At 42.4% G+C, this 26,747-nt stretch carries 30 protein-coding genes; 21 read left to right on the top strand and 9 right to left on the bottom strand.

All coding sequences use genetic code 11. From position 1 onward, the window contains the following. The first annotated feature begins 100 nt into the window (after positions 1–100). The 3 genes from SporoP32a_RS09175 (at position 101) to SporoP32a_RS09165 (ending at position 2,464) form a co-directional block, all read left to right on the top strand. Complete coding sequence (locus tag SporoP32a_RS09175) at positions 101–796, top strand: CoA transferase subunit A (protein ID WP_085427621.1); 696 nt, start codon at positions 101–103, stop codon at positions 794–796. Positions 797–811: 15 nt separating this feature from the next. Then, entirely contained in the window at positions 812–1,462 is a 651-nt protein-coding gene (locus tag SporoP32a_RS09170; RefSeq protein WP_085427620.1) for a 3-oxoacid CoA-transferase subunit B, read from the top strand. Positions 1,463–1,531: 69 nt separating this feature from the next. Then, complete coding sequence (locus SporoP32a_RS09165) at positions 1,532–2,464, top strand: 3-hydroxyacyl-CoA dehydrogenase family protein (RefSeq protein ID WP_085427619.1); 933 nt, start codon at positions 1,532–1,534, stop codon at positions 2,462–2,464. Between the two features lie 41 nt (positions 2,465–2,505). Here SporoP32a_RS09165 and SporoP32a_RS09160 read toward each other — a convergent pair whose 3' ends face one another. The 4 genes from SporoP32a_RS09160 to SporoP32a_RS09145 all read right to left on the bottom strand — a co-directional run bounded on the left by SporoP32a_RS09160 (position 2,506) and on the right by SporoP32a_RS09145 (position 6,319). Next, positions 2,506–3,513, bottom strand: a complete 1,008-nt coding sequence (locus SporoP32a_RS09160) for a FecCD family ABC transporter permease (protein WP_085427618.1) — start codon at positions 3,511–3,513, stop codon at positions 2,506–2,508. Continuing rightward, positions 3,510–4,517, bottom strand: a complete 1,008-nt coding sequence (locus SporoP32a_RS09155; RefSeq protein WP_085427617.1) for a FecCD family ABC transporter permease — start codon at positions 4,515–4,517, stop codon at positions 3,510–3,512. The genes SporoP32a_RS09160 and SporoP32a_RS09155 overlap by 4 nt, the downstream gene beginning before the upstream one ends. A 71-nt stretch (positions 4,518–4,588) precedes the next feature. Next, on the bottom strand, positions 4,589–5,521 hold the full coding sequence (locus SporoP32a_RS09150; RefSeq protein WP_085427616.1) for an iron-hydroxamate ABC transporter substrate-binding protein: 933 nt from the start codon (positions 5,519–5,521) through the stop codon (positions 4,589–4,591). 3 nt (positions 5,522–5,524) lie between these two features. Continuing rightward, positions 5,525–6,319 (bottom strand): ABC transporter ATP-binding protein, encoded by a 795-nt coding sequence (locus tag SporoP32a_RS09145; protein ID WP_085427615.1) that lies wholly within the window; start codon positions 6,317–6,319, stop codon positions 5,525–5,527. A gap of 121 nt (positions 6,320–6,440) precedes the next feature. On the opposite strand from SporoP32a_RS09145, the gene SporoP32a_RS09140 reads away from it, so the two are divergent. Further along, positions 6,441–7,487, top strand: a complete 1,047-nt coding sequence (locus SporoP32a_RS09140) for an NAD(P)/FAD-dependent oxidoreductase (protein ID WP_085427614.1) — start codon at positions 6,441–6,443, stop codon at positions 7,485–7,487. Positions 7,488–7,527: 40 nt separating this feature from the next. Here the strand turns inward: SporoP32a_RS09140 and SporoP32a_RS09135 are convergent, their stop codons facing one another. Beyond that, entirely contained in the window at positions 7,528–8,148 is a 621-nt protein-coding gene (locus SporoP32a_RS09135; protein ID WP_085429037.1) for an MOSC domain-containing protein, read from the bottom strand. 118 nt (positions 8,149–8,266) lie between these two features. After that, complete coding sequence (locus SporoP32a_RS09130; RefSeq protein ID WP_085427613.1) at positions 8,267–8,599, bottom strand: DUF5658 family protein; 333 nt, start codon at positions 8,597–8,599, stop codon at positions 8,267–8,269. 221 nt (positions 8,600–8,820) lie between these two features. Between SporoP32a_RS09130 and SporoP32a_RS09125 the strand changes: the two genes are divergently transcribed. The 4 genes from SporoP32a_RS09125 (at position 8,821) to SporoP32a_RS09110 (ending at position 11,522) form a co-directional block, all read left to right on the top strand. After that, on the top strand, positions 8,821–9,183 hold the full coding sequence (locus SporoP32a_RS09125) for a GntR family transcriptional regulator (RefSeq protein WP_198166270.1): 363 nt from the start codon (positions 8,821–8,823) through the stop codon (positions 9,181–9,183). Further along, positions 9,183–10,091: an ATP-binding cassette domain-containing protein gene (locus tag SporoP32a_RS09120; protein ID WP_198166139.1), complete on the top strand. Its 909-nt coding sequence runs from the start codon at positions 9,183–9,185 to the stop codon at positions 10,089–10,091. The genes SporoP32a_RS09125 and SporoP32a_RS09120 overlap by 1 nt, the downstream gene beginning before the upstream one ends. Continuing rightward, entirely contained in the window at positions 10,060–10,815 is a 756-nt protein-coding gene (locus SporoP32a_RS09115; protein ID WP_232319503.1) for a hypothetical protein, read from the top strand. The genes SporoP32a_RS09120 and SporoP32a_RS09115 overlap by 32 nt, the downstream gene beginning before the upstream one ends. Before the next feature lie 128 nt (positions 10,816–10,943). After that, a complete protein-coding gene (locus tag SporoP32a_RS09110; protein WP_143560821.1) occupies positions 10,944–11,522 on the top strand; it encodes a hypothetical protein in 579 nt (192 codons plus the stop codon). Between the two features lie 58 nt (positions 11,523–11,580). Here SporoP32a_RS09110 and SporoP32a_RS09105 read toward each other — a convergent pair whose 3' ends face one another. Next, the gene (locus tag SporoP32a_RS09105) at positions 11,581–12,432 is read right to left on the bottom strand and encodes a dimethylarginine dimethylaminohydrolase family protein (RefSeq protein WP_369823288.1); all 852 of its coding nucleotides are present in this window, start codon (positions 12,430–12,432) and stop codon (positions 11,581–11,583) included. A gap of 203 nt (positions 12,433–12,635) precedes the next feature. Between SporoP32a_RS09105 and nhaC the strand changes: the two genes are divergently transcribed. Next, positions 12,636–14,084 (top strand): Na+/H+ antiporter NhaC, encoded by a 1,449-nt coding sequence (nhaC, locus tag SporoP32a_RS09100; RefSeq protein ID WP_085427607.1) that lies wholly within the window; start codon positions 12,636–12,638, stop codon positions 14,082–14,084. A gap of 44 nt (positions 14,085–14,128) precedes the next feature. On the opposite strand, the gene SporoP32a_RS09095 is transcribed toward nhaC, so the two are convergent. Further along, positions 14,129–15,367: an HTH domain-containing protein gene (locus SporoP32a_RS09095; RefSeq protein WP_085427606.1), complete on the bottom strand. Its 1,239-nt coding sequence runs from the start codon at positions 15,365–15,367 to the stop codon at positions 14,129–14,131. Between the two features lie 88 nt (positions 15,368–15,455). Between SporoP32a_RS09095 and SporoP32a_RS09090 the strand changes: the two genes are divergently transcribed. From SporoP32a_RS09090 to SporoP32a_RS09055, 8 genes are all read left to right on the top strand, one after another. Further along, positions 15,456–16,568: a mandelate racemase/muconate lactonizing enzyme family protein gene (locus SporoP32a_RS09090; protein ID WP_085427605.1), complete on the top strand. Its 1,113-nt coding sequence runs from the start codon at positions 15,456–15,458 to the stop codon at positions 16,566–16,568. Then, positions 16,565–17,221, top strand: a complete 657-nt coding sequence (locus SporoP32a_RS09085) for a GNAT family N-acetyltransferase (RefSeq protein WP_085427604.1) — start codon at positions 16,565–16,567, stop codon at positions 17,219–17,221. The genes SporoP32a_RS09090 and SporoP32a_RS09085 overlap by 4 nt, the downstream gene beginning before the upstream one ends. Positions 17,222–17,360: 139 nt before the next feature. Further along, on the top strand, positions 17,361–18,407 hold the full coding sequence (gene selD / locus SporoP32a_RS09080; RefSeq protein ID WP_085427603.1) for a selenide, water dikinase SelD: 1,047 nt from the start codon (positions 17,361–17,363) through the stop codon (positions 18,405–18,407). A gap of 21 nt (positions 18,408–18,428) precedes the next feature. Continuing rightward, entirely contained in the window at positions 18,429–19,463 is a 1,035-nt protein-coding gene (gene mnmH, locus SporoP32a_RS09075) for a tRNA 2-selenouridine(34) synthase MnmH (protein ID WP_085427602.1), read from the top strand. Positions 19,464–19,650: 187 nt separating this feature from the next. Then, on the top strand, positions 19,651–20,079 hold the full coding sequence (locus tag SporoP32a_RS09070) for a YugN family protein (RefSeq protein ID WP_085427601.1): 429 nt from the start codon (positions 19,651–19,653) through the stop codon (positions 20,077–20,079). Between the two features lie 180 nt (positions 20,080–20,259). After that, a complete protein-coding gene (locus SporoP32a_RS09065; protein WP_085427600.1) occupies positions 20,260–21,552 on the top strand; it encodes an MFS transporter in 1,293 nt (430 codons plus the stop codon). A gap of 125 nt (positions 21,553–21,677) precedes the next feature. Beyond that, positions 21,678–21,920, top strand: coding sequence for a PepSY domain-containing protein (locus SporoP32a_RS09060; protein ID WP_232319502.1), 243 nt, complete (start codon positions 21,678–21,680; stop codon positions 21,918–21,920). 93 nt (positions 21,921–22,013) lie between these two features. Beyond that, positions 22,014–22,493 carry a GAF domain-containing protein gene (locus tag SporoP32a_RS09055; RefSeq protein ID WP_085427599.1) on the top strand — a complete coding sequence of 160 codons (480 nt, stop codon included), beginning with the start codon at positions 22,014–22,016 and terminating at the stop codon, positions 22,491–22,493. A 289-nt stretch (positions 22,494–22,782) separates the two neighbouring features. Here the strand turns inward: SporoP32a_RS09055 and SporoP32a_RS09050 are convergent, their stop codons facing one another. After that, a complete protein-coding gene (locus SporoP32a_RS09050; RefSeq protein ID WP_085427598.1) occupies positions 22,783–24,105 on the bottom strand; it encodes a sodium-dependent transporter in 1,323 nt (440 codons plus the stop codon). A gap of 173 nt (positions 24,106–24,278) precedes the next feature. On the opposite strand from SporoP32a_RS09050, the gene SporoP32a_RS09045 reads away from it, so the two are divergent. The 4 genes from SporoP32a_RS09045 to SporoP32a_RS09030 are packed head-to-tail and all read left to right on the top strand — an operon-like array spanning position 24,279 to position 26,697. Continuing rightward, positions 24,279–24,731, top strand: coding sequence for a helix-turn-helix transcriptional regulator (locus tag SporoP32a_RS09045; protein ID WP_085427597.1), 453 nt, complete (start codon positions 24,279–24,281; stop codon positions 24,729–24,731). 15 nt (positions 24,732–24,746) lie between these two features. Then, complete coding sequence (locus SporoP32a_RS09040) at positions 24,747–25,904, top strand: substrate-binding domain-containing protein (protein ID WP_085427596.1); 1,158 nt, start codon at positions 24,747–24,749, stop codon at positions 25,902–25,904. A 42-nt stretch (positions 25,905–25,946) separates the two neighbouring features. After that, entirely contained in the window at positions 25,947–26,270 is a 324-nt protein-coding gene (locus tag SporoP32a_RS09035; protein ID WP_085427595.1) for a hypothetical protein, read from the top strand. 52 nt (positions 26,271–26,322) lie between these two features. Next, positions 26,323–26,697, top strand: coding sequence for a hypothetical protein (locus SporoP32a_RS09030; protein WP_085427594.1), 375 nt, complete (start codon positions 26,323–26,325; stop codon positions 26,695–26,697). Positions 26,698–26,747 lie beyond the last annotated feature (50 nt).

Genomic DNA, 26,747 nt, shown 5'->3' with positions numbered 1-26,747 from the left:
TCTTTATTCCAATCGAGAATAAAATTCATTCAATATATTCATTTTACATATAAGTCAGAACTCTGTACACTATTACTAAGAGTCTGAAGGAGGTTACAGTATGAGTAAAGTGATGAATTCATTTATGGAAGCGGTTTCAGATATTCAAGATGGTGCTACGCTGATTGTCGGAGGCTTCGGCTTATGTGGTATTCCCGAAAAGTCGATCGAAGCATTACGCGATAGTGGTGTAAAGAATTTAACAGTAGCCAGCAATAATTGTGGAGTAGATGATGCAGGTCTTGGTAAGTTGCTAGTAAATAAACAGATTAAAAAAATGATTGCTTCTTATGTTGGAGAAAATAAGATGTTTGAAAAACAGTTCCTAAATGGAGAGCTAGAAGTAGAACTTAGTCCTCAAGGTACGCTTGCAGAAAGAATCAGAGCAGGCGGTGCGGGGATTCCAGGATTTTATACGGCAACGGGAGTAGGTACACCGATTGCGGAAGGCAAGGAAACGAAAGAATTTAACGGTAAGACCTATCTGCTTGAAGAAGGTATCGTTGGAGATTTTGCGCTTGTTAAGGCGTGGAAGGCTGACACACTTGGAAATCTAGTGTACCGCAAGACGGCTATGAATTTTAATCCACTGGCTGCAACTGCAGGTAAAATTACGATTGCAGAAGTAGAGGAAATCGTTGAAGCTGGCGAACTTACTCCGGAAGAAATTGATACGCCGGGTATTTATGTTCAGCGTGTACTTCTTGGGACAGATTATGAAAAGCGCATTGAACGCCTAACAGTGAGAAAAGCGTAAAAAGGAGAGATGAACATGACGGAAACACGAAATACGATCGTAAAACGTGCGGTAGAGGAAATTCGAGATGGTATGAACGTGAACCTTGGAATCGGGATGCCCACGCTAGTAGCGAATGAAATACCTGATGGCATGACGGTGTTATTACAGTCTGAGAATGGATTGCTTGGTATCGGACCTTATCCGGTAGAAGGGCAAGAAGATGCAGATTTAATCAATGCGGGAAAAGAAACTATTACGACAGTTCCCGGTTCATCCTTCTTTGATAGCGCGGAATCGTTCGCGATGATCCGGGGTGGACATATCGACTTGGCGATTCTTGGTGGAATGGAAGTTTCTGAACAAGGAGACTTGGCCAACTGGATGATTCCCGGGAAAGTTGTGAAAGGAATGGGCGGCGCGATGGATTTAGTTGTCGGCGCTAAACGTGTGGTGGTCATCATGGATCATGTCAATAAACACGGTGAATCAAAGGTTAAGTCTACGTGCTCGTTACCGTTAACAGGTCTAGGCGTTGTAGATCGACTTATCACTGACTTGGCTGTATTTGATTTCACGGATGATGGTATGGTTCTGGTTGAAACGTTTGCTGGTGTTACTATAGACGAGGTCAAAGAAAAGACAGAAGCATCCTTTACGATTTCATCTGATTTTAAGACTAGATAATATAAGTGGACGATACCTTTTAGTGCAGGTATCGTCCTTTGCATTCAAGTAATGAGTAGGGGGTAGACTATGGAAAGAATAACGATTATAGGCTCCGGAACGATGGGTCATTCCATTGCTCTAAGTGCTGCATGGGCTGGATACGATGTGACAATGTACGGTATAGCTGTTAAAGAACTAGAGCATGCTCTTGCAAGTATCGATAGTAAGTTGCAGGTACTAACAGATAATGACTTATTGGCAATTGAAGAAGTGCAGTTAGTAAGAGACAGGGTAACTACAGTCACAACAATGGAAGAAGCGATAAAAGATGCGACGTTCATTATCGAAGCAGTACCTGAACGTTTGGAGTTGAAGCAGCAGATTTTTAAACAATTGGACGAGCTTTGCGATCCGACAGTTATTTTGGCAAGTAATACATCAGCAATCAGTCCCACTGATATCGCTTCTAAAACCAAACATCCTGAACGTACGGTGATCACGCATTTTTGGCACCCCGCACATTTAATCCCATTAGTTGAAGTAGTTCGCGGGTCGAAAACAAATGATGAGACAGTCGAACGTTCAATGATGTTAATGATCGAGATGAATAAAAAGCCCATTGAGGTTAAAAAGGAAGCACCCGGTTTTGTTGGGAATCGTTTGCAGTTCGCTTTGTTACGTGAAGCACAGCATATTTTAGAAGAAGGCATCGCGACAAAAGAAGATATCGATGCAGCGGTGCTTTACAGTATCGGTAGAAGATTACCTATCACCGGACCATTTCTATCTGCAGATATGGGTGGCTTAGATGTGTACACGGATATATCGAATTATTTATACAAGGATTTGTCGAACACAAAACAATCTGCGTCTAGTATGCAAGAATTATTGGATGCAGGTGATCTTGGTAGTAAAACGGGCAAGGGATATTACGAGTGGAGTGCCGAATTTACGGAAGAGATGAATACAGAACGAGAAAAAGAACTGATTCGTTATGTTAAAAAGGATCGAGGGATATAATGAAAACGCCAGAACTCCCATAAAGGGAATTCTGGCGTTTTTCATTTCTTCAGCAATAAATAGCAAAAATACGGTGCGCCGATCAACGATACGATAATACCAGCGGGAATACCGCTAGGATCCAGAATGTTTCGTCCGATCGTATCAGCAAGCAATAGCAGAAAACTACCAAGTAGAATTGCGATAGGTAAATTTATACGATGGCGCGGTCCGACTAGTGATTTAGCAATATGAGGTGCCATCAGGCCGATAAACGCTATGCCGCCTGTTACGGATACAGCAGAGGCTGCAAGAGCTACTGCTGTCAGCAATAAAACTATACGCTCGCGTTCGATGGATACGCCAATTCCTGTAGCGACCGCTTCATTCAATCCCAACATATCGAGTCGATGTGCTTTAAATAAAGCGAAAGGAATCAAGAGTAGTAACCAAGGAGCAAGTGCCCATATATAAGGCCAATCAGTTCCCCAAATGTTTCCCGCTATCCATCTCGATATGAAATCCACTTTCTCTTGATCTGCAGAAGAAGTTAACACGACCATCACGCCTGAAAGTGCCATCGAGAAGCCGATCCCGACCAGTACAAGCCGCATAGGTTGTAAACCGATTTTTCGGCTATACGCGAAAAGGTAAATGAGAATAGACGTGATAATTGCTCCAGCAAATCCTACTAACGGTAGCAAATAAGCAAATGCACCGGCTTCGATTGGTACAAACAAGAAAAATACCGCAATCGCGACCCCAGCTCCAGAGTTAATACCGATAATACCTGGATCCGCGAGGTCATTCCGTGTAATGCCTTGTAAAATAGCGCCTGACAAAGCGAGAGCCGCACCCGCGAGTAACGTGATAATAATCCTCGGAAGGCGAATGGAAAACAGAACAAACTCTTCTTTAAACGTGCCTTGGCCAAGGAGGGTAGGAAGTAACCGACTCCATTCAATAGATGCATAGCCTAAACCAATAGCAAGAATACTTAAAGAGATAATCAACGCAATAAACAAGACAACTAAAATTCGCTGCTTTCTTTTAATATGTGGAAGAATCATGAGAAAGCACGACCTCCCTTGCGTACGATCAATAGGAAGAACGGTAAGCCGATCACCGCGATTAATGCAGCGACAGGCGTTTCAAACGGCGCTTGCAACATGCGACCGACTGTATCGGCAAGCAACATGAATGCAGCACCGATAATTGCTGAAACAGGGAGGATGAACCGATAATCCGTTCCTACAATGGCACGCACGATATGAGGAATCATCAAACCAACAAATGCCAAGTTGCCGGCCAAAGCCACAGCAGCCCCAGCCAATAAAATAATAATGATAAACAACATAACTTTTACTTTGAACGTGTTTTGTCCAAGCCCAATCGCTACTTCTTCATTAAGGCTTAATAACGTCAATTGACGTGATAATAATAATGCAACGAAAATTCCAATCATAATAACAGGTGCAATCGTCTGCAGTTGTCCCCATGACGTGCCGATCAATCCACCAGCCGTCCACATTGCCACGTCCTTTGAAATTTTAAAATACAAGCCAACACCTTGTGCAATGGCAAATAGAAACGTAGATACCGCTGCTCCGGCTAATACAAGTCGGATGGGTGCAAAGCCACCACGCTTTGCGGATGCAATGCCGAAAACGATCAGCGCACCGACAGCCGCCCCTATGAAGCAAGCCGTCATGATGCCGAAGTAATTAATCGTTGGAATGAATGCAAGTGCAATCGCAAGTGCTGCATTCGCTCCAGCCGTTAGTCCGAGCAATCCAGGATCAGCCAATGGGTTTCGTGTCATGCCTTGCATGATAGCTCCGGAAACGGCCAAAGCAGCACCTACAAACACGGCAGCTACTTCACGTGGGAAACGAATTTCTTTCAGTATCAGAATGTTACTCTCTTGACTTGTTGTGAATGAAAGCAAGACGTCTTGCCATGAAGTGTGAGCGGCACCAAGCTTCATGGCAAATAAGAAACTGATTAGTAATAGTATTGCACTGGCAAAAAGTTTGAGACTAAACGGAATAGCTTTTCTAACCGGTTTTTCCATCCTATTCATCCGCTCCTTTCTTGTCATAAAAAAAGGGGTTCTTCAATGAAGAAGAGCCCCATCTTGTTTAATTACTTAGTTCCTAAAAAGCTTTCGATAAAGAAATCAAGCTGATTATCAAGTGTATAGGCGTCGTTGAATGAGAATTCTGCTGTGTTTACCTGATAGACTTGATTGTTTTTGACAGCGGGAATACTCTTGTATGTTTCTGTTTCCAAGAATGAATTATCTCCTGTATCACTTTTACTCAAGATAATATAATCTCCAGCAAATTCAGGCAAAACTTCTGCAGATAGCGCATAATATCCGTCTTTCTCCGTCATTTCTTTTACTTTTTCAGGCATAGCCAATTTCATTTCCTGATAGAGAATTTCTGTCCCTCTACCCCAGTTATCGCCGAAGACGTAAATTTGTTTGTCGAACTCTTCGATAACGGAAACCGTCGTATCTTCTCCGATCTTCGCTTTAATATCTTCTCCAGCTTGCTGTGCACGTGCTTTAAATGCATCTACCCATTCTGTTGCTTCTTTTTCTTTATTCAATAATTTACCGATCTCGATTTGCTGTGTTAAGTAGTCTACTTTGCCATATGTATACGTAACAGTAGGCGCGATTTCTTTGAATTTATCAATGTTCTTGATAGTGGAAAGTCCGATAATTAGATCTGGCTCTAGTTCGATAACTTTTTCGATATTCTCATCCGAAACTTCTTCTACATCTTTCAGGAATGAATCAAAACTAGGATTATCTTTTGACCAAGATTCTGCTCCTACTAAATTAACGCCCAATTCATGCACAGTACCAGCAAAACTTGATAATACGACGACATGTTGCGGGTCAGCCGGTACTTCTACTGGACCATCTTCGGATTCATACGTAATGGTACCGTTTGTTTCTTCTTCTTTTGCAGGTGTATCTTCTTTCGCTGGTTCATCTTGTTTATTGCCGCAAGCTGCTAACGCAAGTACGATTAGCAAAAGGGCAGGTAATAGAAATTTCTTCAACAGTTATTCGTCTCCTTTGAGTAGATCATATGTGATGCATAACGGTTTACCCGTTCGTGGATCCGTTCCGATTTCAGCGTCGATGCGAAATACTTCTCGCAGTATGTCGGGGCAAATTACATCTTCGCACATGCCGGCACGAATAATTTCTCCGTCTTTCATCGCAATGATGAAATCAGCGAAACGTGCTGCCTGATTCAAGTCATGTAAAACCATGACGATGGTGCGTTGCTGTTCTTCATTGAGCCTTTGCAACAGCTCAAGTACTTCTAACTGATGTGCCATATCCAAATAGGTAGTGGGCTCATCGAGGAATATGATGTCTGTCTCTTGGGCAAGAGCCATCGCAATCCACACACGCTGACGTTGACCTCCGGATAACGTGTCGACTTGACGATGTTTAAAATCAGTCGTATTGGTAACTTCAAGTGCCCAGTTGATGACATCCATGTCATGGGGAGTTAGACGTCCCATCGCGTTTTGATAAGGAAATCTACCATAGGACACTAACTCACCAACAGTCAATCCGCTGGCGGCTTCTTGTGTTTGAGGAAGAATCGCCATCTTTTGTGCAAGTTGTTTCGTCTTTTGTTTAATGATACTACCGCCATCTAGTACGACATCCCCGGCTTGATGTGGAATCAAACGAGTAACGGCTTTTAAGAAAGTGGACTTGCCACATCCATTTGCTCCAATAATTGCAGTTACTTTCTGGTCAGGTATTTTTACCGACAGCCCTTTGACGATGAGGCGGTCATCATATGAAACTTGCAGATTTTCTGTATACAAGCGAACCATTTTATGGGCTCCTACCTTTCCTACTAAATAATCATTGATAATGATTATCAATATCAGTATAATCAAAACTATAAATTGAAATGCGAGCGTTGTCAATTACTTTTTAAAAGGAGAAGATGAAATGAAACAAGATCAGCTACTGGATGTTACGGTTATCGGCGGTGGACCTGCAGGATTATATGCTACTTTTTACAGTGGATTGCGCGAAATGAAGACGAAAGTCATTGAATACCAGCCGCAACTCGGTGGGAAAGTCCATGTCTACCCAGAAAAAATGATTTGGGACATCGGGGGTATTACTCCTGCTCCAGGTGCACAGGTAATCGAGCGTCTTGTAGCTCAAGGATTAACATTTGATCCTGAAGTAGTACTCAATGAAAAAATTATTAAAATTGAAAAGACAAAAGAAAATTACTTTGCTTTGCATGGTTCTTCCGGTACGATTCACTACAGCAAGACAGTAATAGTAGCGACAGGAACAGGTATATTAAATCCCCAGAAGATCGAAGTGGAAGGTGCGGAACGCTTTGAAGTATCGAATTTGAACTATACGGTAAAGTCTCTAGGACGTTTCAAAGACAAGACTGTTCTCATTTCGGGTGGTGGTAACGCAGCAATCGATTGGGCAAATGAATTACAACCGATAGCTAAAGAAGTATATTTAACCTATCGGAAAGACAATTTGAATGGGCATGAAGCGCAAGTGCGACAACTTTTGGAGAGTGGTGTTGTCTGCCACTTCAATACGAATATCACTCGGTTCATTGCGTCTGAAGATCATAGTGCGATCGAGAAAGTTGAACTGCAACATAATGACGATTTAACAGTCGTAACGATAGCAGTGGATGAAGTGATCATCAATCACGGCTACGAGCGCGATACCTCATTGATTGGCGATCAGCAGCTAGGTGTGGAGCTAACAGAGCACGACCAAATTGCAGGTACTTGCACGAGCGCTACATCCATAGAAGGGATGTATGCGGCTGGTGATGTGCTAAGCCATGATGGCAAGTTGCACTTAATCGCGGGAGCATTCCAAGATGCTGCCAATGCCGTGAACTGCGCCAAGAAGTATATTGACCCTGAAGCGAATCAGAACGGAATGGTCTCTTCTCATAACGAACTGTTCAAGGAACGAAATCGTGAATTAGTGAAACAACTTATATAATAGAAAAAGAACGAACCACAATTCGTGTGGTCCGTTCTTTTTAAGTAGTCTGTAATTTTTCCAAACGTTTCATTAGCATGTCTTTCCACTCGTCAGCTAGCGCATCGACAGCTAAAATTCGTTTTAACCCGTCCTGATCTTTTGGACGTTGAAAGTATACTTCGTTAGCGTAAAGAATTGACACGTTGTTTGGATCGCGTTGCAACAACGTAATTGTAGAATTTGAATGAACCATTCCTTCTTCAACGACACGACATAAATAGCCTGTAAGTCCAGTTTTAATCATCTCTTTCATCAGACCAGGCAAACCTGTCCGCTGACTGATTGTGCTACAAGGAACCCGACCTTGTGTCACTTGGATGACCGCATCTCCCACTTGATAGATATCCCCTATACATACTTTATCCTCAAGCATTCCACCTACTGTGAGATTTTCTCCAAATGTAGAAGGGGACAATGTACAAGAAAACTGTTTCTCCCAAAGAGCGTAGTGTTCTTCTGAATACATACAGACTGCACGGTCAGGCCCACCATGATGCTTCGTATCCGCAATCCCGTCTCCTTTGAAACCGTCCACTGAAAGAAATGCTTCATCCGTAGCCTGTTTACAAATGGCGCTCACAAAGTCTTTTCCATCCACCGTTTTTAATGACCGTGGCATCCCGATTGATAGCGCTTGCAATGTTCGTGCATTATTCAATCATAACCCCTTCTTTCCGCGTATTGATACAAGTAGTATACAACAAATACGATGTATAGAAGGGGTGATTATCCACCTGTTAGATTGCGACCACGATCAGCCAGAATATATGAACGAATAGCACCGTAATATAAAGAAACAATGCAGTTGTTAGCGAAATCCGTACAATTATACCTGATGCACGAATCGCCACAATATATAAAAGAAGTAAAGGTAAGCCCAATTTCACTATATAAAATAAAGCAATACTTTGATCATACATAAACGCTACTAGCAGATTGGCTTCCTCTATATAACCAAGTCGCAGACCATAATCAGTGAAAACGGCGTCTAATAAACATAAGCAAACTAATAGAAAGCCTGCATTCAATAATCTATTTTGCTGAATAGGAAAATCTTTTACTGTATTCATTTCATCCTCTCCTTACATACAGTATAAATAGCTAGCATGTGCAGAAAATGAAGCTTTTATGCATTGATATTGCTGTTTGCCAATATTTTTGTACTTTGGGATGCAAGGTCTTGAGCCTTGCATTTTTTTATATTCATTTGCAAACGACTATAAAAACGAGTATAGTACATTACAACAGTAATGTACTGGGTAACCTAAAGGTGGTGAAGCTCTTGATCAACATGGATGGAGAAAAGCCGATTTATATACAAATTGCAGAATGGTTAGAGACGGAAATTATTGATGGTACGTTACAAGCGGACGATAAAGTGTACTCGCAGTATCAGTTGGCAGAGCTATTCAACATTAATCCTGCGACTGCGGGGAAGGGGTTGACAATTTTGCTGGATGCGGAACTTATTTATAAAAAACGGGGACTCGGTACATTTGTCTCCGCAGATGCACGCAATAAACTGCTAACGAAACGAAAAGACGGAACATTGCGGCGGTTAGTACAAGAGCTGCTGAATGAAGCTGCGTTACTCGGTTTGCAAGATGAACAACTTATCGAATTAATTCAAGCAGAGCGAAAGGAGAGATCGTGATGCCGGTCATTACTCTGGAAAACGTAACAAAACGGTATCGTTCTACTACGATATTGGATCAATTGAATTTGGAGATTCGCGAAAATACCATTACAGGCCTAATAGGGCGCAACGGTGTAGGGAAGACAACACTCATGAAGATGATTGCAGGCTTCATCAAAGAGTCGGGTGGGGAATTACGTGTGTTTGGCGAGCGTCCCTTTAATAGCCTTTCCGTTTCTGCAAACATGATATTTGTTGACGACATGATGGGCTTTCCCGACGCGATGACGCTAGAAGACTTACTTTTGGAGTTTAATCGCTTCTACGAAAACTGGGACGGCGAACTCGCTGAGCGTCTACTTAAATATTTCAGGCTGCCGTTAACATTGAACCATCGCGTACTGTCTAAAGGAAAACGTAGCACATTCAATGCAATCGTCGGGATCGCAGCACGTTGTCCATTGACGATGTTTGATGAACCGATTACAGGAATGGATGCCGGAGCCCGCAGTGATTTCTACCGAGCATTATTAAAAGATTATTTGGCGCACCCAAGAACCATTTTGTTATCGAGTCATCATATGGAAGAGATGGAAGACTTGCTGGAAGACATTTTATTGATCGAAGGAAAAGGCATTGCATTTCATAGTTCCATAACCGAACTACAAGAGAAGTTCATCAAGTTCCAAGGGAAAGAAAACGTATTGAAGCAGTATGCGAATCAATATGCCGTAATCCATCGAACTTCAACAGGTCCGTTAACAGAATGGATAGTTGACAATGAACATACGAAAGCAGAACTAACGGAATTAAAGCAGGCTGGAATCCGTGTGTCGGCCGTTTCGGCAAGTGAAGCGTATCTTGCTATGACAGGTCAGACGAGAGGAGGTGTAGATGATGTATTCGACGCAATGGAGTATGAATGAACTTGCCACACGACAGTTTTTATTCAAACTGAATGCCAATGGCACAATTTTTACGATGCTGATTATATTGCAGATTTTAGCTACTGTATTTATCAGCGGTGCATTTACATCTACCTACACGAACGATTGGGGAGAGCCGATTTCCTTCGACTTCACTTCCATAACGAACGACAGTCAAGTAGGACTCACACTATTCTGGGCATTCATAGTCGGTTTCCTGTTGACGTCTGCCGCACAGCGAAATGAATCCTTTTCGTTTGTGACCAATCGTTTGACGTTTCAACTAGCTAATTTCTACTTCTTCTGTACCGCCGCGTTACTCGGCGGTGTGACGACCGTTTTACTAGGGTCGGTGATGAAGATTGTGGCGATGTTCCAAGATAATATGATAATTGAAACGTCGGGATTACTATCTTCACCACTGGATTTCCTTTCACGTATTTTTGCTATGACGGCTTATACGCTATTGCTTATGCTGGTTGGGTATACGCTCGGATCACTTATCCAATGGAGCAAAATGTTTGTCGCGCTGTTTGGAGTGATGTGGTATGCATTCACGCAGAGCACATTTGGTATAGCAGACAATGAGAACAATGGATTGCTGTATTTCTTCTATGGGGAAACATCAATTCTATTATTCACAGTGAAGATAATAGGGGCCATTGTTATTCTGTTTGCTATTAGCTTCTTCGTCACAAACCGTTTGGAGGTGAGGAACCCTTGATGCTTCTTACTATACTAGTACCTATAGTCCTTCTTCTAGGAATATTGACGATTATACTGGTAACAAGGAATATGGGACGCGTACGGATAAAAAGATCCTTTCATTGGAAGTTTATTATTGGATACCTAGTGTTGCTGATAATTGGACTTGGCGTAGCGGAAACGATGGAACGAAAAGTAAAGGGTGTTAATCTTCCTGAAGCAATGGAAAACGAAGTGGGATTTGATCTATATAGTGCGATTGTAGAAGAGTTACCAATTCCTGATCACCTAGTATTAGCAAAACGGTCGCATGAAGTGAAGGGGGAATTTTCTATTCCTTCTTTCTCCGGTGCGTATGTTCTGATCAAGCGTACACCGAGTACTAGTCGGATAATAGAAGAAACAGTCTATTCTCCCGAATTGATAGCCACGTTCAATGATGAAGAGAATATGTATTACGATTTATCCGATCAACTCAAAATCAATCTACCTGTCTGGGATAGCAAGTCCATGTCTATTCCGAAACAACCTAAAAACCATTTGGAATATACGTTTTATCATGACTCAAACATCTTGAATCAGTTTACTGGCGAAAAGACCTCTGGATATTCCTCTGGTACTGTATCGGGTGTTATGACGGTTCATTTGTTGATTCCAGAATCAATTGAGATCGATATACCTGAGCTAGACGATGACCAAAATTACTATATAGACCTACTGGAATGAAAAAGACTGAAGCCTAATCACCACGAACATTATGTGGGATGGGCTTCAGTCTTTCACTTTATCCGCGTTCTACCGGCATGGAACAACATCTGAACGAACCGCCTGATTTAATGATTTCAGAGAAGTCGACTTCAATGACTTCGAAACCATGTGCGCGTAAATCTTTATTCACTTTTTTGTTTTGAGGCAAACTGAATACTTTATTATTGCCTATTGAAAGTACGTTCGTACCAAGCGAGAATTGTTCATCTTCAGCGACTTCAATTAGTTCGTACGACGCGGCTAATTGATCGATCGTGTCTTGATCAAATGCTGCGGGGAAGTAGAGAGCCTTTCCTGAAGACAGGAGATTGAATACACAGTCCAAGTGCAAGTAGCGCCCGTCAAATGGAATTCGCTTGATGTAATGATCGGGCAGTTTTTCTTCTAGTTTGCTGACTGCTTCCTCGGATGTGCGGCTACTGATGCCGATGTAGATCGTATCGCGGTCGACAATGATGTCGCCGCCTTCCATTCGATCCGTCGCGGACTGATAGGGGATGTCTTGTGCGATCAGCCATTCTTTTAGCGTGATCTCTTCACCTTTTCGAATATTTGCGGCCAAATCGGCTATGAATACTTCATTACCGATTGTGAAACCGATATCCCGCGTGAAGACTTGTTCCGGATATTTTTCAGAAGTAGGAAGTGTGATGACTTCCACTCCATTTTCTTTTAGTAATTTCTCGAATTCCGCATGTTGTTTCATCGCACGGGCTTTATCAATATTTTCGTCTTCATACTTTTTCTGTACTTCGTTAATCACTTCGTCAATTGCCATAAACTCTGGCGGGCACAAAATGACTCTGCGTAACGTATCGTATTCCGTAATACATTTTATCATTTCTGTTTTTTGGACATTAGCTGTCAATGGCAGCGCGCCTCCCATTCGTGAAAGTACTTTATAGTATTCCCGTTATCAAAGTACTATAAACGTATTCTATATGAAGAGTTCGTGACTTCGGAAAACGCTTACAAATTTTGCATTGACAAGTAATTCAGAAAACGCTTACTATAGATTAAACGACTATATAACGACATTACGGAATTATCAGAAGATGGGTGGGGTGAATTATGGAAGCGAAAAGAGAAAAAAGAGAGATAGGTTTTTGGTGGGCTGTACTGCCACTAGTATTGATGATTGTAGTGATGCTGATCACCGTGGTAAAGCTAGAGCAAGGACCACATATGCCGTTAATAGTAGGTACTTCTATTGCGGCACTCGTCGCTTGGCGTTACGGTTATTCCTGGAAAGAGATTGAAGAAATGATGTACAAAGGCATTCGTTTAGCACTTCCTGCCGTCATTATCATTATGCTCGTTGGATTAGTGATTGGTTCGTGGATGGGTGGCGGCATCGTCGCTACAATGATTTTCTACGGATTGAAGATCATTACACCATCTTGGTTCCTAGTTGCCATTGCGTTAATTTGTGCGCTTGTTTCGTTGGCAATCGGTAGTTCATGGTCCACGATGGCAACGATCGGTGTGGCAGGTATGGGCATCGGGTTAAGTATGGGAATTCCAGCAGGCATGGTCGCGGGTGCTGTTATTTCAGGTGCGTATTTTGGTGATAAAATGTCACCTCTTTCGGATACGACGAACCTTGCAGCAGGGCTGACAGGGACAGATTTATTCGATCATATTAAGCATATGTTGTATACGACGATTCCTGGTTTACTCATCGCATTGGCTGTGTTTACCTTCTTGGGAAGAAAGTTTGGATCGGGTGAAGCAGAATTATCATCGATTGCGAAAACATCGCAAGTCATGCAAGAAAGCTTTATTATTTCACCTTGGCTATTGCTCGTTCCGTTAGCGGTCATTGTAATGGTCGCGTTAAAGATTCCTGCGGTTCCTGCATTAATTATCGGTATTGTGTTAGGATTCATTTCGCACATCACTATTCAGGGCGGGACGTTTGCAGACGCTCTTCATGCTTTACAGAGCGGATTTGCTATTGAAACAGGTAATAAATTAGTTGATAATTTATTCAATGGCGGTGGACTCGATAGTATGATGTATACCGTTTCCATGACGATTGTGGCGATGACGTTTGGTGGAATCCTTGAGTATTCCGGAATGCTACGTGCAATCATGAAGCAATTGTTGAAAGTCGTGAAATCTACGTCATCATTGATTATTTCGACGATCGGTGCGTGTGTTCTAACCAACGCTACGTGTTCAGAGCAATACGTTTCGATTGTAGTGCCTTCTAGAATGTTTAGTAAAACCTATAAAGACATGGGATTAAGCTCCAAGAACCTGTCGCGTGCGCTTGAGGACGGTGGAACTCTGACTTCCGTATTCATTCCGTGGAATACATGTGGTGTGTTTATATTCGGTACACTTGGTGTCAGTGTTGTAGAATATGGTCCGTATGCTATTTTGAATTTCGCGGTTCCGTTGTTGTCGATTGTGTATGCATTAACCGGCTTCAGCATTGTAAAAATGACATCGGAAGAAATCGTAGAGATGGATGAGCAAGAGGCACGGTTAGAGCCAGAAGTGCAGTTGGAATAATATAAAAAAGAAAAGCCGAGATTATTTCTACGGCTTTTCTTTCGTTATGGGTGGGGGAGTTTCATTTCATATAGAGCACGGGGGCGGCCTTGCGAATATGTCATTTCTTCACCAACTGCCTGTATGAATTGATGATCCATCAATTTCTTGATCGTCCGTTCTGCGGTTCTTCTTGAAACGGCTAAATACCCGGCGAGATCATGTGCAGTAAAAGAAGTGGATTGTCTGAATTGATTGAACTGAATGATCTTGGAAATGACTGCAGGACTGAGAGTAGTCTTCTTGCTAATTGCTAGTAACTTTGGTTCTTCGAGCTTCATGGCGATGGAGATGTTTGTAGAAGGCAACGGTCCGTGAAGCTGTTTATGTTCATCTAGCATAAAAATGCCTTCGTTTGAACCGAGTTGCAGCGCACTCCACGCATTGTCGCTAGCTTCTACAATAGTTTGACCCAATCCAAAAGATAAAGAAGCTTCGGGTATAGAGTTGATAAAGAGAACGAATGATTCCAGTGCCAACACGAACTCCACAGTACCTAGCGAAGTATAGAAGTAGTAGAAACCTTCACTTTCCGACCACTTTGCCTGTAAGTAATTAGCTAGTTTCACTACTGTTTCATGAGAAAATTTCTTCTTATTATGTACTTTCAATAATCCGACTGCGATTTTAGTTGCTTTACTTCTTTCAAGACTTGCTTGGTGTGCAGCTTGTTCAAGTGCACGTAAAGTATTACTGACGGGATCAAGCATACGAAAAGCGGGAATCCCTGCTGCTTTTAGTTGGTCATAGACGGCATGCACACTGGTCACTGCCATTTTAGATTGCCCGCTTCTGAAGTGTTCCACGTGAAAGTTTACAATCGCTTGTAAATCACTGTTCCTCTGCAATTCATGTATAGCGGGTTTCTTACTGGGCGATAAAGTGTCGAGGTCACGCAAAATATGTTCGATATGAGAACGATCTTTTATATCGATAGAAATATCGTAAATTGCTAAATTCTTTTCTGAAGCAAGGTATAATAATGTAACAGCGATAGTATGTTCATTTTGTTGAAGATAAAGTACAGGAACGGAGATGGTCTTAAGAACATGCTCAGATGCCTCATATGGCAAGGATCCAGAAAACAGAATCGCATGACAAGGCTTCATCGTGTCGAGCAAACTCGGTGCTTCTGAAGGATTACGGTATTGATAACAATCGATGCGGATGTTTTGAGGCAACACAATAGTTTCCGCTTGTTGGCAAAACTCTTGTGACCCAATCAATGCAATGGTAACCTTCATATAGATACCTCCTCTTTCATTAACGACTATTTAACGACAATCATACAATACGAATGAAAGAATGCAAATAGGAAAGGAAGAATATATAATGAAAATAACTGAAATTGAAATATTCGCGATTAGATTGCCTCTCCACGAACCATTTGTGATTAGCTACGCGTCTTACGATGACATGCCATCTATTATCGTGAAGATGACGACAGATACCGGACATGTCGGCTACGGTGAAGCAGTGGCGGACGACCATGTAACAGGAGAAAGTTGGGAAGGTACATTTGCTGTACTCCAACACACGCTCGCCCCTATTTTACTTGGAGAAGATCCGAGCTGCTTTGGTAGAATTCATGAAATAATGGATCAGGCAATCTACGGTGTACCTACTGCAAAAGCTGCACTGGATATAGCTTGTTTTGATGTAGTAGGAAAAGCATATAGTATCCCAGCCTATAATCTTCTCGGTGGACGCTATCATGAGAAGTTTCCGATTACGCATGTGTTAAGTATCGCGTCTCCTGAACATATGGCACAAGAAGCCGCAGAACGTGTAGAAGCGGGCTATGGTTCATTGAAGATGAAGGTAGGTACCAACGCAACGGAAGACGTCAAGCGTATTCAAGCAGTACGTGAGCGTGTAGGTAAGGATATTGCAATTCGTGTTGACGTCAATCAAGGATGGAGCAACAGTGCGACGACATTACAGGCGATGAAGCAATTGGAAAGTTGTGAACTAGACTGGCTCGAGCAACCTGTGAAAGCGGATGATATCGATGCGATGGTAGAAATCAAATCGAAAACTGCAACGCCTCTAATGGTAGATGAAGGACTACGCGGTGTGCGTGATATGCGTGAGATTATCGCAAAACGTGCAGCAGATAAAGTGAATATCAAGCTAATGAAATGCGGGGGTATGTATCCTGCTATGAAACTTGCACATATGGCGGAAATGGCTGGAATCGAATGTCAGGTTGGCTCAATGGTAGAGTCATCCATTGGCTCTGCAGCAGGTTTCCATGTAGCTTTCTCACAAAAAGCGATGACAAGCGTAGAATTGACTGGGCCATTGAAATTCAGCAAAGATGTCGGCAATCTACGCTATGACGTACCGTTTATTGAACTCAATGAAAAATCCGGGCTAGGAATTGACGTAGACGAGCAAACTCTAGAAGAATTGACGGTACGTAAAGAAAAGGTGGCACTATGACGTTACAATCTTCACTTTCACTGCTTACAGAAGATCAACTACCGGAAGTTTTGGCTTTGCAAGAACAGGTCATGGCAGTACTCGAGCAACCCGAATTCTTACAACCACTAACGGAAGAAGAATTTTTATATATTTTACACGGTAACGGCATGATGGCAGGTGCCTACGTCGATGATCGCCTCATTGCGTTCCGAGCTATGCTGGATCCTGGTGAAGATGACGAGCATTTAGGAATCGACGTAGGTGTAGCGCAAAACGAATTGACAAGTGTACTGTACTCAGAAATCACCTGTGTGGATCCAGCCTTTAGGGGTCATGGATTACAGACGATCCTCGGCAAATGGCTAATGGAGCACATCGAGAGTGAGCATTATCGCTATATTTGTACAACCGTTGCACCATTTAATATACCGAGCTTAAAGGATAAATTTGCACTTGATTTACAAATCAAAGCACTACAAGTTAAGTACGGCAATAAACTACGCTATATTTTATTCAGAGATTTGCAGAAGCCTTTCAAAGAAGCTACGTCCGAACAGCAAGCAGTTCCTATGCAGGATATCGAACGACAACAGCAATTGTTATTGACTGGTTGGACAGGAACGCGTATAGAGAAACATGATAATGAATGGCAAGTACTTTATGTAAAGTAATAAAATGAATTAAGTGAGGCTGTGCGATTTACGCTCAGCCTCTTTGTGTGTCAATAGGAATTTCAAGTGTTCAACAACTCTAGAATACAAACTCTATGGTAAAATTAAGGGACTACAAATTGAAAGGTTGATACCTGTAATGCGAAACTCTTCTATAAAACTTACTTCATTATCTTCAAAAGGAGGGTGTGGGTGTAAAATAGGGCCTGCTGATTTGGCTGAAGTTCTACGCACATTGCCCCCTGGCCTAACGGATCCCAACTTACTAGTCGGACTGGATACGAGCGACGACGCCGGTGTTTATAAAATAAATGACACGACTGCTATTGTGCAGACACTTGATTTCTTCACGCCAATTGTCAATGATCCGTATGATTTTGGACAAGTGGCAGCGGCGAATGCAATCAGTGACGTCTACGCAATGGGTGGAACACCTATCACAGCATTGAATATCGTAGCCTTTCCCATTCATACACTCGATCGCAATATTCTAACGGAAATCTTGCGTGGAGCCGCAGACAAATTGAAAGAAGCTGGTGCAGTACTAGTTGGCGGACATTCAATTGATGATCAGGAACCAAAATTCGGTATGCAAGTAACTGGAACGGTGCATCCCGACAAGATCCGTACAAACGCTGGTGCTAAGCCTGGAGATCGTTTGATTCTAACAAAACCAATTGGTGTAGGAATCATGACCACTTCCTTGAAAAACGGATTATTGTCTGAAGAAGAGGAAATTCACGTGACAAAAGTGATGACGACACTCAATAAAACAGCGTCAGAAGTGATGGATGAATATAGTATTCATGCTGCGACAGACGTAACAGGCTTCGGTTTACTTGGACATGCTTCTGAAATGGCAACAGGTAGTGGCGTTTGTTTACGTATTGATAACGAGAAAGTACCTGTTTTGCCGCGTACAAGAGAACTGGCAGAAGCGGGCTCAGTCCCAGGCGGTACGAAAAACAACTTTGCTCATATAGAGGACATCGTTGAATACCCCGAATCATTGGATCAAGTCGGTAGATGGATTTTATGTGACGCGGTAACTTCTGGTGGATTGCTTGTAGCAGTTGCAGGAGATGAAGCAGATCGTCTGCATGCACAATTACGCGAAGCTGGAGTCGATGCGCATATTATTGGGGAAGTGACCGATGAACATAGCGGTCGAATTATCGTGCAGTAAATCAAGGAGATGGGGAATCACATGGTACGAGACATTACATTGGCGGAAGCACTCGACTTGCAAAAAAATCATTCACAAACTTTAGTCGATGTGCGTACGCCTAAAGAGTATGAAGAAGCTACTATTCCAGGTAGTATCAATATTCCAATCTTTACAAATGAAGAACGTGCAGAAGTAGGAACGCTTTATAAACAAGTAGGCAAAGAAGTAGCAATGGATCATGGACTAGCTATTTTCTCCAAGAAGTTGCCTGACTTCATTGACGAATTCAGGAAGATTGATGCACAGATTACCGTATTTTGCTGGCGTGGCGGCATGCGAAGCAAAACGGCAATGACCGTGCTTGAATTAATGGGAATCCGCTCAAGTCGGATCAGTGGCGGAATACATACGTATCGTCAGTGGGTTATTGCGCGACTGCAAGAACCTATCACACCTAAATTACTTGTACTTAACGGCTATACTGGCAGCGGCAAGACGAAGATTCTTCACAAGCTGATGGAAGACGGTTGTCCGGTCATCGATTTAGAAGGAATGGCAGGTCATCGCGGTTCGATATTCGGACAGATCGGTGTGCAACCGAACAATCAGAAGAAATTCGAATTACTAATTGCAGATAAACTAGTAAAGTATGCGAATGAACCATTCATCTTCATCGAAGGCGAAAGCAAACGCATAGGCCAAGTGCATATGCCTGAACTACTGTTTAAGAAAAAAGAGCAGAGTCCTCAATGGATCATTCAACTACCGGTCAAAGTACGTGTAGAAGAAATCCTCTCCGAATACGAACCCGAAAAACAACCGGAACTATTCTTAGAAGCATTTGCTCGAATTCGCAAACGGATCCACCAACCAATCACCGCACAGATCCAAGAAGATTTAGAAAACGGACGCTTTGCACAAGCCGTGGAGCAACTACTGATCCACTACTACGACCCACAATACGAACATTCCGTGGCCCGTTTTGCTACAACCGGTGAAGACGTCATCCAAGCCGAAACCGTACAAGAAGCGTATGAAGAATGCTTGCGACGGTATCAGGAATTAATGAAATAAAAGAAAGTAGACTGCCTATGTATTTGGTAGTCTTTTCTTTTGTGTAAAAACGACGACTCCATCCCTCTATTTCTTTTAAAGATCAACTACCTTTAGAAGTTTGCCAAACAGCTAACTAGGGTATTCTTAAAACTACTATCAACTAGACAAACAACAAGAAAAACTGACATAGAAAAGAGGACAAGCCATGATCGAACTAAAAACAAATCTACCAGGAAAGAAATCACTATTTGGAGATGCAACTAAAATTCTCGCAGAACATGACATTCAAATGGGTGGAAATTGGGACTTCGACAGAGGAAACTTCGACTCCATCCTGAATCAGGACGGCAGTGATACCATCTACTTGCGAATACCTTTCCATGTGATCGACGGTGAACTCGATGAAGATAGTGCCATGATCGAATTCGACGTGCCATTTATCATCAATCATGTAGTCAATATTGGATTAGACGACGATGATAGCCCGGTTCTAGCAGCTGTCGGTCTCGATCAGTTCCAAACACCTGAAGACAAAGACGGTCCAATTGTATACGATGAAAAGTGGGTACATGAAGGGGAAAAGCGTATAGCACAATTCTCTGATCATCCTACTTTTATTGCACCGTTTATTTAATCTTAAGCAATAGTAGAACAAAACAAGCAAGTCCATTACACCTGGACTTGCTTGTTTTTATATTCAGATAAATTCTCGCCGTCTACTTGTCTAGGTGTGATAAGATGAGTAAAGCATAAAAAGATTTATCTTTATACATAGCAAAATGGCATAGACGTAAAGAAGGAGCTGGGAAATTTCATGTCAAGACGACAAGACTATTCGTACTATGTAAATTCTGAAGAAGCGCAGAAGCAACTCTACAAGCGATCTTTACTTGTCGTGATCATATCCCAAATATTTAGTGGTGCAGGACTCGCTGCAGGAATCACAGTAGGATCTTTGATCATACAGGAGATGACTGGTAACGAAAGTCTGGCGGGTATGCCGATTGCACTTTCCACATTCGGTTCAGCTCTTTCAGCCTATCTAGTGGGCAGACTATCACAGCGATACGGCCGGAGATTCGGCTTGGGAGCTGGCTTTATTACAGGTGGAATTGGAGCATTTGGTGTTATTCTGGCCACCATGTCTGGAAGCTTGGCTATTTTATTTATTTTTCTTTTCATATATGGGGCGGGGACTTCTTCGAACTTACAGGCGCGCTATGCAGGAACAGATCTTGCCAATAAAAAGCAACGTGCTACAGCAGTCAGTGTAGCATTGGTTTCGACCACAATCGGAGCGGTCGCAGGACCGAATCTCGTATTACCTATGGGATACGTGGCGGATTTTATCGGTATTCCTTCATTGACAGGTGTATTCTTACTAGCCGGTGTCGCGTATTTATTGTCCGGTTTGACCTTCCTACTGTTTTTAAATCCCGATCCGCTACTAGTAGCACGTGAAATTGAATTGGCCAATCAAAAGAATCAAGGAGAATCCAGTGAAGGACAATTTATGCAGCAGCATACGGCGAACAGAATGGGGATTTGGATAGGAGCCATTGTTCTCGTTCTGTCTCACGGCGTCATGGTTGCCATTATGACTATGACACCGCTTCATATGCAGCATCACGGCGCGGAAATATCGGGTATTGGCATAGTTATTGGACTTCATATTGCAGGGATGTACTTACCATCGATTTTCACAGGCGTATTAGTAGACCGGATTGGACGTCCGGCTATGGTGATTGCTTCCGGTGTGACACTTGCAACCGCGGGTATTCTTTCAGCCTATGTAGCAGGAGGATCGATACTCTGGATGTCTGTGGCACTCATATTACTCGGAGTTGGTTGGAACTTCGGGTTAATTAGTGGAACAGCAATTGTAATCGATTCAACTGATGTGTTGACGCGTGCGAAGATCCAAGGAACGATCGATGTGTTTGTTGCACTAGCGGGTACAGTCGGTGGCTTGGTTTCGGGAATTATCGTTGCGTTCTCGGGCTTTTCCATGCTGAGCTTCCTAGGAACATATATCTCGTTACTGCTCATCCCACTTATTATTTGGATGCGTTACAAACAAAGAAACTCTTCAGCGCAAACCGCCTGACAAAAACGGATTGTTTCCTCGGAAATAATCCGTTTTTCTATCGTAAACGACATACGTAGTAGAGAAACACTTTCCCACTCTTTGGCATAGATTGATAGCGAAGAAGAAATGGGAGGGATCATCAATTGAATCAGCAAAATGAATATTGGATGAATCACTGGCAACATCCTCAATACCGTAGAATTTCCATGGAGCAGGCGAATGAAATTGCATTGCAAAGAGTACCGGGGCAAGTGGTGAAATCTGAGCTAGAGTTTGATGATGGTATATTAATCTATGAAGTAGATATCCGCACTATGGAAGGGCATAAGTATGAAGTTAAAATAGATGCCGTAACCGGAGAGGTATTGAAGGTGAAACTAGATTGATAAGAAGTATGTAATAAAGTTCGATTACTTTTCCCACAACGTAATTCTGTGTATGATAAAAGGTAGATCTATACACAGAAAGCAGGGAATCATATGTACACACCTATTGACTATTCCAACAATCTACAAGAGAAATATAAACAGCTTTCCACGCAATTAGACGCATTAGTGTCTGGAGAGCCAAATATGTACGCAAATTTAAGCAATGCATCTGCGTTACTTAATCAGTTCTTTGATCGGATTAACTGGGTAGGTTTTTATTTGATGGATGGCGATGAACTAGTGCTAGGGCCATTCCAAGGCTTGCCTGCATGTATCCGCATTCCACTGGGCCGCGGAGTTTGCGGAACGGTTGCGAAGACGAAAGAAGGCCTTGTTGTAGCCGACGTCAATGCATTCCCGGGCCATATTGCATGCGACGCGGCATCTCGTTCCGAAGTTGTCGTGCCTATGATTAAAGATGGAGAAGTAATCGGTGTGCTCGATATCGACAGCCCTGAACTGGATCGTTTTTCTGAAGATGATTTGGCAGGACTAACGCTAGTGGTAGAAGCTCTTATGAAACATATCTGAGCTTGCTAAACACGATTGGCGTGAGTGAAGCGTTCCACTGCATTCCGGGCGGATGCGTTTGTTCCAAACTAGAACTTTTCTGACGTCACAGGCTCATTGATTCTCTCTGAGCGCTCTATCAGGAACTTTAAGTGCTCTATGACAGCTGATGACCGCTCTATCGAGTACCGTCTCTGCTCATAGACACTGGATATCCGCTCATAGGCACCTTAAAACTGCTCATAGCCCACTGTTTTTCATAAGTATACACAAACTAAAAGCACGCCGGAGAGTTTCTCCGGCGTGCTTTTTACATGCCTAAAATCCAAGTGAAGAATATGATTACAATTGCAATCGGGGCGAAGTAGCGGACGATCACTTTCCAAAACGTGTGAAGAGCGGGATTCATGCCTAACTCTTCCGCCGTATCCTCTTTCGTCAGCACAAAGCCAGCAAATAAAGACACAGCCAACGCACCAAGCGGCATCGCAATTCTGCTCGTCAGCAAATCAGCGAAGTCAAAAATGGAGTTACCGAAGATGCTCACGTCGGATAGTAAACCAAATGATAATGCGCTTGGGATTCCTACTAAAAAGATTAGTCCTCCGAATACCCAGGAAGCACGTTTTCGTCTGTCATGCTTTTTACGGATGCCTGTAGACACTACGATCTCGAGCATCGCAATGGCGGAAGTCAATGTCGCAAACAGCATAAGGAAAAAGAAGATAATCAAGAATACGCCACCGAACGGAATTTCATTGAAAATAGCCGGTAGGATGACGAAGATCAAACCAGGGCCTGCCTCAGGTGAGTGTCCTAACGCGAATACGGCTGGGAAAATCACAAGTCCTGCTAGTATAGAAATCGCGATATTTAGCATTGAGACATTAAATGCAGACTGTCCAAGCTTTTCCTCTTTTGAAAGGTAGGAAGCATACGTCATCATAGCCGTTACACCGACACTGAGGGAAAAGAATGCTTGTCCTAACGCAACAAGGAATGTTTTTCCGTTGAGATAACTCCAATCTGGCACGAATAAGAACCGAACACCTTCCATTGCGCCATCCAGTGTTAACGAACGAATCGCCAATACAATGAAAGACAAGAATAGTAGCGGCATAATCCAGCGACTTGCTCGCTCAATTCCACCACGAATTCCGCTTTGAACGATGAAGATCGTCAATGCCATAAACAAAGCTTGCGCTAGTAATACTTCCCACGGGTTGGCAATCGTAGTATTGAATAAATCACCATAATCTATTCCGCCTAGTTTAAATGTAAACGCTCGTGCTAAATAGGATAGAATCCATCCACCCACGACACTATAAAACGATAAGATGATGAAAGACGATGCAAGTCCCATCCATCCAACCCATCCCCAACTCCGTCCTGTTGAAAGTTTTTTCAAAGAAGTCACGGCATCTGCCTGTCCTCTTCGTCCAATGACAAACTCAGCCAATAAAATCGGTAGTCCGATCAATAATGTACAAATAATAAATAACAGCACAAACACGCTGCCACCGTTTGTTCCGGCCATATAAGGAAACTTCCAGATTGCACCTAATCCGATAGCACTGCCAGCAGCAGCTAAGATAAAACCAATCTTGGATGTCCATTGTTCACGCTGTTTCATAGAAGTCCTCGTTTCTTATACTAAATCACAAAGTCAATAAATCTTATCATAATTTTACGAAAGAATCGATAGTTAGCGGGTTAACAGATAGTTTAGAAAATTCATTTGCGTTTTTAGTATGTGTGGTGTAATATTACACCAATAGATATTAAATGTAACTATGGGGTGATCTCGTGAATCAACAACAATTAATAGAACTGATTTCGTTAAAGTTACGAGTAGTCCGATTGGAGAGGGAATACTCCCAACAAAAGATGGCTGATGTACTAGGTCTTTCAAAAAAGACGTTAATTCAAATTGAAAAGGGTAGGGCAGCTGCCAGTTGGACTGCAGTGATAGGTGTTTGTGCATTGTTTCGAGAAAGTGATGTACTGCAGGCAGTAGTTGGCGGAGACCCGTTGGAAGTGCTTGAAACGATTGCCCATGATGGCATAGATCGCCGAATGGACCAGTCAATGGGTGGGAAAGTATGGTGGCGCGAGTTAGAAACGAAAGGCCGTTTCCGTTTACAGCAAAACTTGATCAGTCAACATTTCCGTATCTTGGATGAAGAACATTATCGCTGGTATAGTTCCTTTGATGAGGATGAGGCGTGGCATCGTTTGGATGAGTTGAGTGGCAAATAAAAGGAGGGAATGGTTATGATTGCACCCATGGCATTTTCGGTACTACTATTGATTGGTTTTCTATTTTTCACAGGCGTAGGTTTATTATATTTACTGTTTATGGGATTGATTCATTATATTCCGTTAGTCGTGATTGGTGTGGTTGTTCTATACATTTGGATTGTCATGATGATATTCCATTACTTCAATACGAAAAAACGGAAGAAGTGGTTCGGCATTATTGCAGGTATATTCGTGATGGGAGCAGCGGTATGGCCCATCATGCATCTGTATAAAGAAAGTATCTCGACTGTGGATGCAGAAGTAGATGTATTTTACTATGAGCCATTTTCCATGGGTCGAGAATCAAAGTTAGTGTCATTAGATGAAGCGGCTACATTGACGTTGGAAGACAATCTGCCGCGTATCGACGGGGCAACTGCATTATATCCCTTGTATGCTGCATTCGTTCATGCCGTCTATCCGGAAAAGGAATATAATCCGTACGATAGCGAAGTGATGGTCAATACTACGCCAGTTGCTTATGATAATTTGTTCAGCGGAGAAGTGGATATGATTCTCGCGGCTGGACCTTCCGATGCACAATTGAAAACAGCTAAACAAAAGGGACTTGAGTTGAAATTAACACCGGTTGGTCGGGAAGCATTTGTTTTCTTCGTTAATCAAAAGAATCCCGTTACTAGTTTAGAGTTAAAGCAGATTCAAGATATCTATGCAGGTAAAATAACGGATTGGAAAGAGGTGGGCGGTAATAACGAACCGATTCGTGCATTCCAGCGACCGGAAGACAGTGGTAGTCAAACGGCTTTGGAAAGGTTGATGGGGGATATTCCGATTATGGATGCTCCGGAAGAAAATGTGCCTGAGGGTATGGGCGGGATAATTTCTGAAGTATCGAAGTATCGCAACTATAAAAATGCCATTGGCTATACGTTCCGCTATTACTCAACAGAAATGGTAGGGAATGATGAAATTAAATTGCTCGCAATCAATGGGGTCGAACCAAACAAAGAGACCATACGCAATGAGGAGTATCCAATTTCATCTGAATTTTACGTTGTGACGGCTGGTACGGAAAATCCGAATGTAGAGAAATTTATAGAATGGATGCTGTCACCTCAAGGGCAAGAGTTGGTTGAGAAAGTTGGATATGTACCGGTAAAAAAACCGTAGAACGTGTATGATTATCTATAGAATAGAAAGGGGATACGTGTGATGCAGGGAGAAAAGAAACAACTATTGTATACGATGCTCGCGTTTGTATGCGCTTCGGGTGTATTTTTAATGAGTATTTTATTTCAAAAAATGGCGTACTGGGGTGGAGGGTTAACCTGGTATTGGGTAGGGGTTGCAATTACTTTTGCAGTAGGAATCGCCGGTACTGCGTTCATTCTTCAAACATTAAAGATAAAAGGGCCTGAAGAAAAAACATTACTTACTACTTTACTTATTTCACTAAGAGCAGTTGCGATTTTAGCCATTGGACTTGGGTTTTTATGGACTACATTCGTAATATCAGCAGGAATGTCGGGCTTTTAATAGTGAAGGTATGAAGCGGATTTATTGGTATGGTTAAGAGGGAGATAATGTTATGAACAAGCGACACATAAAGATCCTATGGTTTGTTACGAGTTTGATACCGGCACCGTTCTTCTTTCATTTTTATGAATATGGTCAGTATGTAAAGCGCGAAGAAGCCACTTATCTACTATTGGCTTGTATCGTATTCATTATTATAACTGGTATATTATCAAGTACAGTGAAAATCCGTTACGTATTGTTAATCAATGTCATTACAGCTGTAATTTCGCTCGTGTTAGCTATGAACTTCATCACCGAAGACGGAGGATGGTTCAAGCCATTTGGTCGGGATATCGTTATACTTCTAACGGCTATTCCGTTTTTCATCGGCCAAGTGCTAGTAAGGATGATAGCTAAGCCCATTTTCATTCGAGAGAAAGAATGACATATTTAACTCGGCGTAGTGAAGTTTTAAAGTTAAACGTATAGTAGTTA

Source organism: Sporosarcina ureae (assembly GCF_002109325.1).
GTDB classification, from domain to species: Bacteria; Bacillota; Bacilli; order Bacillales_A; family Planococcaceae; genus Sporosarcina; species Sporosarcina ureae_C.
This window is presented reverse-complemented; position numbering and strand designations above follow the sequence as displayed.

What these genes read in the sequence shown, in the direction of transcription:
- SporoP32a_RS09085 (WP_085427604.1), top strand. Translation starts at nt 16,565, where the DNA reads ATGACGTTACAATCTTCACTTTCACTGCTTACAGAAGATCAACTACCG.
- SporoP32a_RS09160 (WP_085427618.1), bottom strand. Translation starts at nt 3,513, where the DNA reads ATGATTCTTCCACATATTAAAAGAAAGCAGCGAATTTTAGTTGTCTTG.
- SporoP32a_RS09165 (WP_085427619.1), top strand. Translation starts at nt 1,532, where the DNA reads ATGGAAAGAATAACGATTATAGGCTCCGGAACGATGGGTCATTCCATT.
- SporoP32a_RS09050 (WP_085427598.1), bottom strand. Translation starts at nt 24,105, where the DNA reads ATGAAACAGCGTGAACAATGGACATCCAAGATTGGTTTTATCTTAGCT.
- SporoP32a_RS09135 (WP_085429037.1), bottom strand. Translation starts at nt 8,148, where the DNA reads ATGCCACGGTCATTAAAAACGGTGGATGGAAAAGACTTTGTGAGCGCC.
- SporoP32a_RS09065 (WP_085427600.1), top strand. Translation starts at nt 20,260, where the DNA reads ATGTCAAGACGACAAGACTATTCGTACTATGTAAATTCTGAAGAAGCG.
- SporoP32a_RS09140 (WP_085427614.1), top strand. Translation starts at nt 6,441, where the DNA reads ATGAAACAAGATCAGCTACTGGATGTTACGGTTATCGGCGGTGGACCT.
- SporoP32a_RS09115 (WP_232319503.1), top strand. Translation starts at nt 10,060, where the DNA reads ATGATGTATTCGACGCAATGGAGTATGAATGAACTTGCCACACGACAG.
- SporoP32a_RS09035 (WP_085427595.1), top strand. Translation starts at nt 25,947, where the DNA reads ATGCAGGGAGAAAAGAAACAACTATTGTATACGATGCTCGCGTTTGTA.
- SporoP32a_RS09145 (WP_085427615.1), bottom strand. Translation starts at nt 6,319, where the DNA reads ATGGTTCGCTTGTATACAGAAAATCTGCAAGTTTCATATGATGACCGC.
- SporoP32a_RS09055 (WP_085427599.1), top strand. Translation starts at nt 22,014, where the DNA reads ATGTACACACCTATTGACTATTCCAACAATCTACAAGAGAAATATAAA.
- SporoP32a_RS09120 (WP_198166139.1), top strand. Translation starts at nt 9,183, where the DNA reads ATGCCGGTCATTACTCTGGAAAACGTAACAAAACGGTATCGTTCTACT.
- SporoP32a_RS09070 (WP_085427601.1), top strand. Translation starts at nt 19,651, where the DNA reads ATGATCGAACTAAAAACAAATCTACCAGGAAAGAAATCACTATTTGGA.
- selD (WP_085427603.1), top strand. Translation starts at nt 17,361, where the DNA reads ATGCGAAACTCTTCTATAAAACTTACTTCATTATCTTCAAAAGGAGGG.
- SporoP32a_RS09175 (WP_085427621.1), top strand. Translation starts at nt 101, where the DNA reads ATGAGTAAAGTGATGAATTCATTTATGGAAGCGGTTTCAGATATTCAA.
- SporoP32a_RS09095 (WP_085427606.1), bottom strand. Translation starts at nt 15,367, where the DNA reads ATGAAGGTTACCATTGCATTGATTGGGTCACAAGAGTTTTGCCAACAA.
- SporoP32a_RS09040 (WP_085427596.1), top strand. Translation starts at nt 24,747, where the DNA reads ATGATTGCACCCATGGCATTTTCGGTACTACTATTGATTGGTTTTCTA.
- SporoP32a_RS09125 (WP_198166270.1), top strand. Translation starts at nt 8,821, where the DNA reads ATGGATGGAGAAAAGCCGATTTATATACAAATTGCAGAATGGTTAGAG.
- nhaC (WP_085427607.1), top strand. Translation starts at nt 12,636, where the DNA reads ATGGAAGCGAAAAGAGAAAAAAGAGAGATAGGTTTTTGGTGGGCTGTA.
- SporoP32a_RS09155 (WP_085427617.1), bottom strand. Translation starts at nt 4,517, where the DNA reads ATGGAAAAACCGGTTAGAAAAGCTATTCCGTTTAGTCTCAAACTTTTT.
- SporoP32a_RS09130 (WP_085427613.1), bottom strand. Translation starts at nt 8,599, where the DNA reads ATGAATACAGTAAAAGATTTTCCTATTCAGCAAAATAGATTATTGAAT.
- mnmH (WP_085427602.1), top strand. Translation starts at nt 18,429, where the DNA reads ATGGTACGAGACATTACATTGGCGGAAGCACTCGACTTGCAAAAAAAT.
- SporoP32a_RS09170 (WP_085427620.1), top strand. Translation starts at nt 812, where the DNA reads ATGACGGAAACACGAAATACGATCGTAAAACGTGCGGTAGAGGAAATT.
- SporoP32a_RS09030 (WP_085427594.1), top strand. Translation starts at nt 26,323, where the DNA reads ATGAACAAGCGACACATAAAGATCCTATGGTTTGTTACGAGTTTGATA.
- SporoP32a_RS09090 (WP_085427605.1), top strand. Translation starts at nt 15,456, where the DNA reads ATGAAAATAACTGAAATTGAAATATTCGCGATTAGATTGCCTCTCCAC.